The following is a 12,969-nucleotide window of genomic DNA, read 5'->3' on the forward strand; positions in this document are numbered from 1 at the left end:
TTCCCCCTCACCCCAGCCCTCTCCCCCAGGGGGGAGAGGGGGAAGGGAGCCGATCTGCGTGGGTTTCAGCATTTGAGTTCGACTCGAAAGGATCAGGTCGGTGTATTTCGAGAGAACACCTCGGTCAGTCCCCTCTACCTCTGGGAGAGGGCTAGGGTGAGGGCAAGCGGCCTCACTGAAAACACAAGAGAATCAGCCCAACCATGTCTACCCCTCAGCGCACCGACTACCCACACTTCCAGCCCATCACCACACGCTGGCACGACAACGACGCCTACGGTCACGTCAACAACGTCACCTATTACAGCTTCTTCGATACGGCGGTGAACACTTACCTGATACAGGTCGGTGGTCTGGATATCCATGATGGTGAGGTTGTGGGGTTTGTGGTCAGTTCGGCGTGTGATTACTTCGCCTCGATCGCCTTCCCGGATCTGGTCGAGGTCGGTTTGCGCGTCGGTAAGCTGGGCAACAGTTCGGTGCAATACGAACTGGCGGTGTTCAAGGTCGGCGAAAGCGAGGCTTGTGCGGCCGGGCGCTTCGTTCACGTATTCGTCGATCGGGCGAGTAATCAGCCTGTGCCGATTCCTGCCGAACTGCGGCAGGCACTGGAATCTCTGGTGGTGTAAGAAGGCAAAAAAAATCGCAGCCCTCGGGCTGCGATTTTTGTTCAAGCATTCACATTAACGGTGGCGATAGTACTTGTGATGCTTGCGGTGGCCATAGGCATGGCCGCGACCACGGTGGTCGTCGCGGTAGTAGCGACGATCATCATGGCGACGGTCGTAACGACGATCGTCGTCATCGCTCTTGTTGCCCATGTAGTTGCCCAGCGCGCCACCGGCGCCGCCACCTGCTGCGGAGCCGATCAGGCTGCCGGTGGTGCCGCCCATGCTGCGGCCGACTACGTTGCCGCCGGCTGCGCCCAGCGCACCACCGATGGCGGCTTCGCCACGGCTGCGTTTGTCGGCGCCGACCGCACTACCACCCGCGCCGCCCAGGGCTGCGCCGATGGTGGAACCTGTATTGCCGCCTAAAGACTGACCGACGACCGAGCCAAGAACCCCGCCCAATGCGCCGCCCACACCTGCTTCGGTGGTGCCGCCAGCAGACGCAAAGCCACTGACCAGGCCAAGGGACAACAAGAGAATCGAGGAGAACTTCATAGAGGAGCCTCAAAGGGATGACGGCGCCGATCCTGAGGCTGTGTAACAAGCGTGACAATCGAAATCCGACGAATAACACGACTTGTATACAATTTTGCAAGTTGCTGTTTTTTCACCGGAACTTAACCGTTTTTCGCCGGTCTTTAGCTACTTCGGACAGGCCGCTTTTGTGAAAAAGCGGCCTTTTTTGTGGGCGGTTGAAAAGTGCGAGCGGGAAGAAATTTATTGAATGTCCCACCGCCTTCGCGAGCAAGCTCGCTCCCATATTTGAAATGCAGTCCAATGTGGGAGCGAGCTTGCTCGCGAAGGGGCCGATCCAAGCGCCGTGTTAAGCAGACTTGGCCATGATCAACCCAGTCTCACTCGCCGCTTCCAGCCGAATCGCAATGAACTTTGACGTCGGCGTATGGCTGCCATCTCCGGTGCTTTCCAGCGGCACCAGCGGATTCACTTCCGGGTAATACGCCGCCGCTTGCCCGGCCGGGATATCAAACGCCAACAGCGTGAAGCCCTTCACCCGACGCTCACGACCATCGTCCCATATCGAAACAATGTCGGCCTTCTGCCCCGGACGGAAGCCCAGACGAATGATATCCGCCTCATTGGCAAACAACACATCACGCTGGCCCTTGACCCCGCGATAACGGTCGTCGAGACCATAAATCGTCGTGTTGTACTGATCGTGGGAGCGCATCGATTGCAGGATCAGGTCTGGCAGTTGCCCGGTGGCGCGGGTGCGCTCGTGCACCAGATCTTTCGGCAGCATATTGGCGCGGAAATTGGCCCGGCCCGACGGCGTATTCCACTTGCGCGCGCCAGCGCTGTTGCCCAGGTAGAAACCGCCCGGGTTCTTGATCTTCTCGTTGAACTCTTTGAAGTTGGGAATGGTGTCGGCGATCAGTTCGCGGATGCGCCCGTAATCGGCCACCAGCCAGTTCCAGTCCACCGGTTTGCTGCCCAGAGTTGCGGCAGCGATGCCGGCGATGATCGACGGTTCGGAGCGCATCTGGTTCGACAGCGGCTGCAATTGACCGTTGGAGGCGTGAACCATGCTGAACGAGTCTTCCACGGTGACCGCTTGCGGGCCTTCGGTCTGGATGTCGATGTCGGTACGACCCAGGCACGGCAGGATCAATGCGTCTTTGCCGTGAGCCAAGTGACTACGGTTGAGTTTGGTGCTGATCTGCACGGTCAGGTCGCAATTGCTCAGTGCTTCGAATGTACGCGGGCTGTCCGGCGTGGCCTGGGCGAAGTTGCCGCCCAGACCGATAAAGACTTTAGCGCGGCCTTCGGCCATTGCGTGAATTGCTTCAACCACGTTGTGGCCGTTGTGGCGTGGCACCTTGAACTGGAAGCGGCGTTCCAGCGAATCAAGGAACGCCACCGGCGGACGCTCGTTGATGCCCATCGTGCGGTCGCCCTGCACATTACTGTGGCCGCGCACCGGGCACAGACCAGCACCGGGTTTGCCGATGTTGCCGCGCAGCAGCATCAGGTTGGATATTTCCTGGATGGTCGGCACCGAATGGCGATGCTGGGTGATGCCCATCGCCCAGCACATGATCACGTTTTTGCCTTTGGCGTACATGCGCGCGGCTTGCTCAATCTCGACAAGAGTCAGGCCCGATTGCTCGACGATCTGTTCCCACGGCGTGTCATCGACCACGCCCAAGTACTCGAGGACGTTGGCGCTGTGGGCGTTGAGGAAGTCGTGATCGAACACCGCAGGTTCGCCAGCCTTCTGCGCATCGCGCTCCCACTGCAGGAGGAACTTGGCCATGCCGCGCAGCAGCGCCATGTCACCGCCCAGTGCTGGACGGAAGTAGGCGGTGTTGGTCGGCTTGTCGCCGTTGGTGAGCATTTCGATCGGGTGTTGCGGGTGCTGAAAACGCTCCAGTCCACGCTCTTTCAACGGGTTGATGCACACCACTTGCGCGCCGCGTTTCACCGCTTCACGCAGCGGTTCGAGCATGCGTGGGTGGTTGGTCCCGGGGTTCTGGCCCCAGACGAAAATCGCATCGGCGTGTTCGAAATCGTCAAAGGTCACGGTGCCTTTGCCGACGCCAACGCTCTGCGCCAAGGCGACACCACTGGCTTCGTGGCACATGTTCGAGCAGTCAGGGAAGTTGTTGGTGCCGTAAGCGCGCACGAACAGTTGGTACAGATAAGCCGCTTCGTTGCTGGCACGACCAGAGGTGTAGAACTCGGCCAGGTCCGGGCTCGGCAGGCTTTGCAGGTGCTTGGCGATCAGGGTGTAGGCGTCGTCCCAACTGATCGGCTTGTAGCGATCGGTTTCGGCATCGTAGACCATCGGCTCGGTCAGGCGACCCTGATACTCGAGCCAGTAATCGCTCTGCTCCAGCAGCGAAGTGACGCTGTGCTTGGCGAAGAACTTGGCATCGACGCGGCGCTTGGTGGCTTCCCAGTTCACCGCTTTGGCGCCGTTCTCGCAGAACTTGACCATGCCGCTTTCCGGCGAGTCGCCCCACGCACAACCCGGGCAGTCGAAGCCGCCGTTCTGGTTGGTCTTGAGCATCATGCGCAGGTTTTTCAGCGCGTTGTCACTGGTCAACCAGGCCTGGGCCACACTGATCAGGGCACCCCAGCCGCCGGCGGCGCCTTTGTAAGGCTTGTAGCGCGGGACAGGTTTCTGGTCGGCTTGATGATGTTGGCTCACGCTTGATTCTCCATCGCGGGGCTATACACCCGCGGCGCACTTTTCTGCGGCAGGTGGATGAGATTGAGGTTGTGTCGACGGGCCCATTGCACGGCAAGGCCTGTGGGTGCGGACAGGCTGACCAGGGTCTGGATGCCGGCACGCAAGACTTTCTGGATCAATTCGAGACTGCAACGACTGGTGACAATCGCCAGGCCGCCTTCTGTGGATATCTTCTGGCGGATCAGTCCACCGATCAGCTTGTCGAGGGCGTTGTGCCGGCCGATGTCTTCGCGACCGAGCAGCAATTCGCCGCTGGCGTTCATGAACACTGCCGCGTGTACCGCGCCGCAGTACTGGCCCAAAGGCTGAAACGCACTGATGCGCTGACGCAAACCATCAAGCCATTCAATCGGTGGCAACGGCGCGCCGGGCAGCACTTTCAGATCAGGCAACGCCTGCTCCACCGCTTCGACGCCACACAATCCGCAACCGCTGGTGCCCGCCATTTGCCGGCGCTGTTGCTTGAGATTCCAGAACGCACGGTTGGCGATGGTCACTTGCGCGTATTGCGCCGAGCCGGCGCCTGTCAGTTGCAGGTCATAGATGTCGGTCGCGTCTTCGATGATGCCGCTGCCGAGGCTGAAGCCGACGATGAAGTCTTCCAGGTCGGTCGGTGTCACCAGCATCACCGCCTGACTGATGCCGTTGTAGGCGATCGCCAACGCGACTTCCTCGGCAAGCGCAGTGCTGGCCGATTCCTCGCGGGGTAAATCGCTGTAACTGTAGGTCTGGCTGGCGGCAGGCGCGGGCGTTTCGATTGCTGGCGCCGCGCAGGCTGGGCGCTTGGCGTTCATGGCATCACCGACGGTTTGATCAACGTTAAGACTAGGCGCGGCAAGTTGTCGCGTCTAATCGCTACTGTCGATCTATCGATAGATGCCGTCGATCAAGAGGCTTTTGGTGATTCCCGATACAGCGCGAAACAGGCCTCGGCCAGCGCCGAGCGCGGGGCACCGCGACGCATGATCAGGCCCAACGGCGCGAGGGTCTGGGCGTTTTCGATGGGTTGCAGGCGCAGGTGATCGGTGAGTTTTTCCAACCCACCGTCCAGCGGCATGATCGCGCAGCAAAAACCGCCGTGCACAGCTTGTAACAATTGATGGACGGCATCGGTTTGCAGCAACGGTTGCGGGGTCAGGCCACGGCTGTGGAAGTTGTGGTCGATGGACTGACGGAAATGCATGCCGCTGGTGAGCATGCCCAAGGGCAGCTCAATCAGCGACTCCCAGCTCAATGGAGCTTCGCCGAAGGTAAAAGTGCGCTGGTCGTACAGCAGGCCCATGCGGGTTTCGTGGAATGCCAGTGATTCGAAGCGTTCGTGATCCAGTCGGTCGAGATAAGAAACCCCGATGTCGATGCGGTTGTTCGCTAGATGCTCAAGAATTTGCTCGGAGCTTAGCGCTGACATTTCAAAACGCAGGTTCGGGTGTGCGGCATGCAGGCGCTGCATCACCGGCAGCGGATCGAAACTCGACAGCGGCACCACGCCCAGTCGCAGCGTGCCGATCAGATTGCCGCGACACGCCGCTGCTTCCGCGTGCAAACCGTCATAGGCCGCCATCACCGAACGTGCCCACGCCAGCACGCGTTCGCCCGGTGCGGTGAAACCTTCGAAACGCTGGCCACGGTTGACCAGCGGCAGGTCGAGCTCTTCTTCGAGGCTGCGCAGGCGCATCGACAGGGTGGGTTGAGTGATGTGGCAACGCGCGGCGGCCTGGCCGAAGTGGCGGGTTTCGTCGAGGGCGATGAGGAATTTCAGCTGCTTGATGTCCATCTTCGCTCCGAAGCTTTGTTGGCGGGGTGGGCGATTCTACCGCTTGGGCAGAGACAGGGTCATTGGTCGGCTTGGAACCGGGTTTGTCTGCGGTGGTCTAGGCTTGGACGACTGACCCTTTATTCCATGGAGAGAACCACGATGAGTCTTTTAAGTTTTGTAAAAGAAGCCGGTGAAAAGCTGCTCGATCTTCTGACCCCGGGTAACGCCAATGCCAGTGAGCAGTTGAAGGAACACATCAGCAAGGTCGGCCTGGGCAATCCGAATGTGCAGGCAACGGTGGATGGCGACAAAGTGACCGTCACCGGTGAAGTCGCGAGTCAGGAAGAGAAAGAGAAGATTTTGCTGGCGGTGGGCAATATTGCCGGGGTTGGCAGCGTGGATGACCAGATTACTGTGAGTGGCCCGGTTGTCACTGCCGCACAATTTGTCGTGGTCAAGTCGGGTGACACCCTCAGCGCTATTTCTCTGCGTGTGTACGGGGATGCCAACAAGTATCAGAAAATTTTCGATGCCAACAAACCGATGCTCAAGGATGTGAACAAAATCTATCCGGGGCAGACTCTGCGTATTCCTGAGTAACACAAAACACCTGTAGGAGCTGCCGCAGGCTGCGATCCTTTGACTTTGATTTTTAAAAACCAGATCAAAAGATCGCAGCCTTCGGCAGCTCCTACAAAGATCAAAGACCAGCGATCAGATTGCGATAATCCTCAACCGCCGCAAACTCAGCCGTGTCCTTTGGCCCCTTGCGACTGTCCGGCTCTTTCACCGCCAGCAAATGTGCCACGCCAAAATCCCGTGCACTGCGCAGAATCGGCAAGGTATCGTCGATAAACAGACTGCGCGCCGGATCAAACCCGATGTCCGCCTGCAAGGCATCCCAGAACTGCGGATTCTCCTTGGGATAACCGTAATCATGCGAGCTGATCAGCCGTTCGAAATACGGCGCCAGCTCAATCCGTTCCAGCTTCAACGACAGTGAATCGCGGTGCGCGTTGGTGATCATGATCACCCGTTTGCCGGCGCGTTTGATCGCCGCCAGAAACGTATCGGCATCCGGCCGCAGGGCGATCAGGTGCGCGGTTTCGAGCTTCAAATCGCGCACCGACAACTTCAGTTCGGCACTCCAGAAATCCAGGCAATACCACTGCAACTGACCCGCGTGGCGTTCGAATAGCGGTTGCAATTCCATCTCGGCCATAGCCCGGCTGACCCCGTGCAGTTCGGCGTAGCGCTGCGGCAGGTGTTCCAGCCAGAAGTGATTGTCGAAATGCAGATCCAGCAGCGTGCCGTCCATGTCGAGCAGAACGGTATCGATGTCGGACCACGGTAATGAAGGCATGGCAACGTCTCGAACGGTAGAAAGATATCCGACATAAACAATCGGGAAAGCCGCGTTATAGTAGCGCGTTCACGTCAAGGAGCTTTGCATGCGCCAGAAACCCACCGTACTTGCCCGCGAGATCGTCGCCACCAGTCGCCTGTTTTGCGTCGAAGAACTCAAGCTGCGCTTTTCCAACGGCGTGGAACGCACTTACGAACGTCTGGTCGGCAAAGGTGCGGGCTACGGCGCGGTCATGATTGTGGCGATGCTGGATGCCGAGCACGCGGTGTTGGTCGAAGAGTATTGTGGCGGCACTGACGAATACGAGTTGTCCCTGCCCAAAGGTTTGATCGAACCGGGCGAGGATGTGTTGGCAGCGGCCGAACGTGAACTCAAGGAAGAGGCCGGTTTTGGCGCGCGGCAACTGGAACATCTGACCGAGCTGTCGCTGTCGCCCGGTTACATGAGCCAGAAAATTCAGGTGGTCCTGGCCACTGATTTGTACGAAGAACGTTTGGAAGGTGATGAGCCTGAGCCGATGCGTGTCGATAAAGTGAACCTGCGCGAACTGTCGTCGCTGGCGCTTGATCCTCAATTCTCTGAAGGTCGCGCCCTGGCTGCACTGTATTTGACCCGCGATCTGCTGACCCAACGCGGGTTCTTTCCAGCATGAGTGAGATATCGATGAAGTTTCCCCATCCGTTGATGGCACCGGTCGTTGAGCTGGCATTGCAGGCCGGCGAGGCGATTTTGCCGTTCTGGCGCTCCGGCGTTGAAGTCACGGCCAAGTCCGATGATTCGCCGGTGACGGCGGCGGATCTGGCCGCGCATCACCTGATTGTCGCCGGGTTGACGGCGCTGGATCCGAGCATTCCGGTGTTATCGGAAGAGGACGCCAACATACCCCAAAGCGTACGTGCCGGCTGGCAGCGCTGGTGGTTGGTGGATCCGCTGGATGGCACCAAGGAGTTCATCAGCGGCAGTGAAGAGTTCACCGTCAACATCGCGCTGATCGAAAACGGTCGAGTGGTGTTTGGCGTGGTGTCGATGCCGACCAATGGTCGCTTTTACGTTGGCGGCGCCGGGCTTGGCGCATGGCGCTGCGACGAGGGCGGCACGCCGGTTGCGATTCAGGTGCGTGATGTGCCGGGGGCGGGAGAGGCGTTTACCGTGGTGGCCAGCCGTCGGCATTCGAGTCCCGAACAGGAGCGCTTGCTGGCAGGGTTGAGTGCGAGTCTGGGCGAGTTGCAATTGGCGAATATTGGCAGCTCGCTGAAATTCTGCCTGCTGGCTGAAGGCGCGGCGGATTGCTATCCGCGCCTGGCGCCGACTTCGCAGTGGGACACGGCGGCGGCGCAAGGTGTGCTGGAAGGGGCTGGCGGCGAGGTGTTGGATCTGCGCGGGGAAGCGTTCTGCTATCCGGCGCGGGAATCGCTGTTGAACGAGTTCTTTTTGGCGCTGCCGGCGAAGGCGGCCTGGCGTTCCAGACTGTTGGAGTTGGCTCGGGGTTAAGTGGGCTGATCCGGCATCCCCTCACCCAAGCCCTCTCCCCCAGGAGAGGGAGCCGACCGAGTTGTCTTGCATCACACATCGACCTGAAAGATTGGGTCGATTATGGATTCAGTGAAGCGCCTTCAGGTCGATGTACCTCTGAAGCATCCCCCAATCAGTCCCCTCTCCCTCTGGGAGAGGGCTAGGGTGAGGGGCTTTTGATTTTCAGCGGTGCAAAACGTACTGTCCGGTAAATATCACGGCGTCATCTTCGCTTCCCTGATTGACGATCCGCGTATCGAGCATCAACCGCGCCCGCCCATAACGCCCATACATCGCCAGAAACTTCTTCCACACTGCCGCATCCGGCGCCGGACACATCGCCACGGCATCGCTGGTCACCGGCAGTGGATAACTGATCCGCCCCTCCTGAATCACAATGTGCCCGTCGGTGATTCCCTCTTCTTTCAAACGCAAATGCAACCAGCCCCAACCCGCCAGCACCGCGCCGCAGTAAAGACTGCCGCCGAACATGGTGCTCTTGTGATTGACGTTCGGATCCAGCGGTAAATGCAGACTCAATTGCTGCTCGCGCCAGTCGAGCACTTTGAGGCCCATGTTGCGGGTCAGTGGAATATCGTGATGGAGCACGGACTCCAGATAGCGACTGTCTGTACTCATTCGTTCTCGTCCCCAACGCTGCTGTCGCCGAAGTTGAGGCCATGCTTGCGCAACTTGTCATGCAGGGTCTTGCGCGGAATGCCCAGGGCTTCGGCGAGGCTGCGCACCGAACTGTGGGAGCGCGCCAGTTCGGCCGCGATCAATGATTTTTCGAAGTTTTCCACTTGCTCGCTGAGGCCACCGTTGATGACTTCGACGCTGGCGATGCCAGTGCCTTCAGCGCCGCTGTTATCCAGCGCCAGTTCCAGTCCAAGAGCAAAGCGTTCGGCGGCATTCTGCAGTTCGCGCACGTTGCCCGGCCAGGTGTGGCGCAGTAGCAAGGCGCGTTGTGCCGGTTGCAGTTCGTGGGGCGGCAGGCCGTGGCGGGCGCTGGCTTCATCGGCGTAATGCTGGAACAGCACCAGCGCATCTTCGCCACGTTCACGCAGTGGCGGAATGCGCAGTGGCGCAACGTTGAGGCGGTAATACAAGTCGGCGCGGAAGCGGCCCTGATCGGCGGCCTGACGCAGGTCTTCCTTGGTCGCGGCGATGACGCGGATGTCCAGCGGGATCAGTTGATTGCCGCCCAGCCGTTCGACCACGCGCTCCTGCAACATGCGCAGCAGTTTCACTTGCACGTCCATGCTCATGCTTTCGATTTCATCGAGAAACAGCGTGCCGCCATTGGCGAATTCGAATTTACCGATGCGGCGTTTTTGCGCACCGGTAAAAGCGCCGGGCTCGTGGCCGAACAGTTCGCTTTCCACCACCGACTCGGCCAGTGCGCCGGCGTTGATCGCCACGAACGGGCCGTTACGGCGGCTGGATAAATCGTGCAGCGCACGGGCGACGACTTCTTTGCCGGCGCCGGTTTCGCCGAGGATCAGCACGTCAGCCTTGGTCGCGGCCAGCGCGCCGATCTGTTCGCGCAGACGCAGCATCGGCGTCGAATGGCCGACCAGACGCGCGCTCAGTTCATTTCGGTCGCTGAGGGCCAGGCGCAGGCTGCGGTTGTCCAGCACCAGCCGGCGCAAGGCGAGAGCGCGGCGCACGCTGTCGAGCAGCGCGTCGCTGGCGAAGGGTTTTTCGAGAAAGTCATAAGCGCCGGCGCGCATGGCCTGCACCGCCAGCGGCACGTCGCCGTGGCCGGTGATCAGCAATACCGGCAGCTCTGGATCCTGCGCGTGCAATTCGCTGAGCAATTCCAAACCGTCCATACCCGGCATGCGAATGTCGCTCACCACCACGCCCGGCCAGTCGCGTTCAAGCTGTGCGGCCAGGCCCTTGGCTTCGGACAGCGGCAGAATTTTCAGACCGGCCAGATCCAGTGTCTGGCCGAGGGCCTGACGCAGGTGCGGATCGTCGTCGATCAACACCACCTGAATGCGATTGTCGATGGTCATGCACTTCGATCCTCGGACGGTTGCAGGCTGACCCCGGGCGCACCGGCGCGCAGCCGCAGGGTAATCAAAGCGCCACCTTGCTTGTGGTTGGCGAACGACAGTTCACCGCCGAAGGCGCGCATCAGCGTTTCACAAATGGCCAGCCCCAGGCCAAGGCCCTGAGTGCGGGTCTTGGTGGTGTAAAAGGGCTCGCTGGCGCGGCCGAGGGCTTCCATGCAAAACCCCGGGCCGTTGTCGCGAATGTACAGATTGACGCCCTCGGTGGTGTATTCGGCACTCAGCCACAGTTTGCGCGGCGGGCCTTTTTCGGTGAGCGCGTCGAGGGCGTTAGCCAGCAGATTGCCAAGCACCTGGCGCAGACGCGTTTCCCCGGCCTCGACCCACAGCGTGGCGGCGGGCAGATCGCGGATCAGCTCGACCTCCATGCTCCGGCGCCGTTTGGCCAGCAGTGCCAAGGCATCGTCGAGAGCCGGTTGCAGGGCAACACTTTCCGGGGCGTGGCGATCGCGGCGGGCAAAGGCGCGCAGGTGGGCGATGATCGATGCCATGCGTCCGGTCAGTTCGCTGATCAGTTTGAGGTTGCCGCGAGCGTCGTCGGTGCGCTGATGATCGAGCAGTACTTCGGCGTTTTCCGCGTAGCTGCGGATCGCCGCCAGCGGCTGATTGAGTTCGTGGCTGATGCTCGCTGACATGGTCCCCAGCGCCGACAGCTTGCCGGCCTGGACCAGGTCATCCTGGGCGCGCACCAGCTCCTGCTGGGCCTGTTCACGTTCCAGCACCTCCTCCTTCAAACGCCGGTTGAGACCTTCGAGGTCGCTGGTGCGCTCGGCGACGCGGCCTTCCAGTTCGCGGCGCGCCTTGGCCTCGAACGCGATGCGTTCCAGATAATGCCGACGGCGCTGCATCATCAGACCGAGCAACAACATCACCACCAACAGCGTGGCGCCGCCGATGGCCACTACGGTGCGCACCGGACGGTCGATCAGCGTGCGCGGGGCAAGGATACTCACGCTCCAGCCGGTTTCGGCGATGTCGTGGGTCTGGATCAGCCAAGCGCTGGGGCTGAGGTTCAATGGGCGCGGTTCACGGGTCGGGTAGGGCTGGATGGCGGTGATCGCTGAGCGTTCGCCGTCGCTCAAGTCGCGGGTCGAGCGAAAGCGCCATTCCGGACGCGAGGTGAGGATGACCACGCCGTTGTGGTCGGTCACCAGCAGTTGCTCCGGAGTTTTGCCCCACAGGCTTTCGGTGTGATCCAGGTCGACCTTGATCACCAGCACGCCGATGATTTTTTCGCCGTTACGCACGGCGGCGGCAAAGAAATAACCGCGCTTGGCCGACGTGGTGCCGAGGCCGAAGAAGCGCCCGAGACGTCCGGCCATGGCTTCGCTGAAATACGGGCGGAACGAGAAGTTGCGACCGACAAAGCTGTCGTGCTTGTCCCAGTTCGACGCCGCCAGCGTCTGGCCGCTGGTGTCCATCAGGTACATGACTTCGGCACCGGTCTGTGCTGCGATGTTCTTCAGCAGGCGGTTGGCATTGCCTTGGCTGACGCCGTCGTCCGGCGCGCCGAGTACCGAGCGCAGGGCCGGCAGGTCGCCGAGAATCTGTGGCAACACTTCATAGCGGTGCAGAGTGCCCAGCAGGTTGGCGACGTACAGATCGAGGGTCTGGCGGTTCTGCCCGGCCAGTTCGCTGCGGTAATAGCGCTCGGCAAGATGTTCCAGCGGCCACAGCAGCGGCGCCAGACACAGGGCCAGCAGGGCGAGGCTGCGCCAGCGAGGTCTGCGGGGGAGGGTTGGTTTCATGAGCCGATGCGCCTGAGTTGTCAGGCGCATTATGCCTAGGCTCAGGCGAACACGTCAGCGTCCTTGAGCAACGCTGCGGCTTGATCCTTGGCGGACAGCTTCGGCGCTTCGTCCAGCTGCCAGTCGATGCCCAGAGCGGGATCATCCCAACGAATGCTGCGCTCGGACGATGGATCGTAGTAGTTGGTGGTCTTGTAGAGGAATTCGGCGAACTCGCTCAGCACCACGAAACCATGGGCGAAACCTTCCGGCACCCACAGTTGACGATGATTGTCGGCAGAAAGACGTACCGCTACGGATTTGCCGAAATGCGGCGAGCTGCGGCGAATGTCCACGGCCACATCCAATACTTCGCCAACCGTCACACGGACCAGTTTGCCCTGGGTGTTTTGCAACTGGTAATGCAGGCCACGCAATACGCCTTTTTGCGAGCGCGAGTGGTTGTCCTGAACGAATTGCGTGTCCAGACCGGTAGCGTCCTGAAACGCCTTGGCATTGAAACTCTCGTAGAAAAAACCGCGTTCGTCACCAAACACCTTCGGTTCGATGATCAGGACACCGGGCAGGTCGGTGGTGATTACATTCATGGGGATTTCCATAGGCAGGTGTGAATGGCCGACATTC

The 12,969-nt window shown here is 60.4% G+C and carries 13 protein-coding genes; 4 read left to right on the forward strand and 9 right to left on the reverse strand.

Annotated features, from left to right (window positions below):
* Positions 1–203: 203 nt before the first annotated feature.
* A complete protein-coding gene (locus FGA82_RS09885; protein WP_141126945.1) occupies positions 204–629 on the forward strand; it encodes an acyl-CoA thioesterase in 426 nt (141 codons plus the stop codon).
* 54 nt (positions 630–683) lie between these two features.
* Here FGA82_RS09885 and FGA82_RS09890 read toward each other — a convergent pair whose 3' ends face one another.
* The 4 genes from FGA82_RS09890 to FGA82_RS09905 all read right to left on the reverse strand — a co-directional run bounded on the left by FGA82_RS09890 (position 684) and on the right by FGA82_RS09905 (position 5,659).
* On the reverse strand, positions 684–1,166 hold the full coding sequence (locus FGA82_RS09890; RefSeq protein ID WP_016986401.1) for a glycine zipper domain-containing protein: 483 nt from the start codon (positions 1,164–1,166) through the stop codon (positions 684–686).
* 328 nt (positions 1,167–1,494) lie between these two features.
* Positions 1,495–3,843 carry an FdhF/YdeP family oxidoreductase gene (locus FGA82_RS09895; protein ID WP_141126946.1) on the reverse strand — a complete coding sequence of 783 codons (2,349 nt, stop codon included), beginning with the start codon at positions 3,841–3,843 and terminating at the stop codon, positions 1,495–1,497.
* A complete protein-coding gene (gene fdhD, locus FGA82_RS09900) occupies positions 3,840–4,679 on the reverse strand; it encodes a formate dehydrogenase accessory sulfurtransferase FdhD (protein ID WP_141126947.1) in 840 nt (279 codons plus the stop codon). Before fdhD ends, FGA82_RS09895 begins: the two co-directional genes overlap by 4 nt.
* A gap of 92 nt (positions 4,680–4,771) precedes the next feature.
* Positions 4,772–5,659, reverse strand: a complete 888-nt coding sequence (locus FGA82_RS09905; protein WP_141126948.1) for a LysR family transcriptional regulator — start codon at positions 5,657–5,659, stop codon at positions 4,772–4,774.
* A 141-nt stretch (positions 5,660–5,800) separates the two neighbouring features.
* Here FGA82_RS09905 and lysM point away from each other — a divergent pair, with 141 nt between their 5' ends.
* Entirely contained in the window at positions 5,801–6,241 is a 441-nt protein-coding gene (gene lysM / locus FGA82_RS09910) for a peptidoglycan-binding protein LysM (protein WP_064388966.1), read from the forward strand.
* A 100-nt stretch (positions 6,242–6,341) separates the two neighbouring features.
* Here lysM and yrfG read toward each other — a convergent pair whose 3' ends face one another.
* Complete coding sequence (yrfG, locus tag FGA82_RS09920; protein WP_141126949.1) at positions 6,342–7,004, reverse strand: GMP/IMP nucleotidase; 663 nt, start codon at positions 7,002–7,004, stop codon at positions 6,342–6,344.
* Positions 7,005–7,092: 88 nt separating this feature from the next.
* Here yrfG and nudE point away from each other — a divergent pair, with 88 nt between their 5' ends.
* Together nudE and cysQ are read left to right on the forward strand one after the other, a co-directional pair.
* Entirely contained in the window at positions 7,093–7,659 is a 567-nt protein-coding gene (gene nudE, locus FGA82_RS09925) for an ADP compounds hydrolase NudE (protein WP_141126950.1), read from the forward strand.
* An 11-nt stretch (positions 7,660–7,670) separates the two neighbouring features.
* A complete protein-coding gene (gene cysQ, locus FGA82_RS09930; RefSeq protein ID WP_141126951.1) occupies positions 7,671–8,498 on the forward strand; it encodes a 3'(2'),5'-bisphosphate nucleotidase CysQ in 828 nt (275 codons plus the stop codon).
* A gap of 204 nt (positions 8,499–8,702) precedes the next feature.
* On the opposite strand, the gene FGA82_RS09935 is transcribed toward cysQ, so the two are convergent.
* Genes FGA82_RS09935 through rfbC form a run of 4 tightly spaced genes read right to left on the reverse strand, consistent with a single transcriptional unit; the run spans position 8,703 to position 12,932 of the window.
* A complete protein-coding gene (locus tag FGA82_RS09935) occupies positions 8,703–9,158 on the reverse strand; it encodes a YiiD C-terminal domain-containing protein (protein WP_141126952.1) in 456 nt (151 codons plus the stop codon).
* Positions 9,155–10,540: a sigma-54-dependent transcriptional regulator gene (locus tag FGA82_RS09940; protein WP_141126953.1), complete on the reverse strand. Its 1,386-nt coding sequence runs from the start codon at positions 10,538–10,540 to the stop codon at positions 9,155–9,157. The genes FGA82_RS09935 and FGA82_RS09940 overlap by 4 nt, the downstream gene beginning before the upstream one ends.
* Positions 10,537–12,345, reverse strand: a complete 1,809-nt coding sequence (locus tag FGA82_RS09945) for a sensor histidine kinase (RefSeq protein WP_141126954.1) — start codon at positions 12,343–12,345, stop codon at positions 10,537–10,539. Before FGA82_RS09945 ends, FGA82_RS09940 begins: the two co-directional genes overlap by 4 nt.
* A gap of 41 nt (positions 12,346–12,386) precedes the next feature.
* Positions 12,387–12,932 carry a dTDP-4-dehydrorhamnose 3,5-epimerase gene (gene rfbC, locus FGA82_RS09950; protein WP_077570264.1) on the reverse strand — a complete coding sequence of 182 codons (546 nt, stop codon included), beginning with the start codon at positions 12,930–12,932 and terminating at the stop codon, positions 12,387–12,389.
* Between the last annotated feature and the right edge of the window lie 37 nt (positions 12,933–12,969).

Source organism: Pseudomonas fluorescens (assembly GCF_005938625.1).
Classification (GTDB): Bacteria; Pseudomonadota; Gammaproteobacteria; order Pseudomonadales; family Pseudomonadaceae; genus Aquipseudomonas; species Aquipseudomonas fluorescens_BD.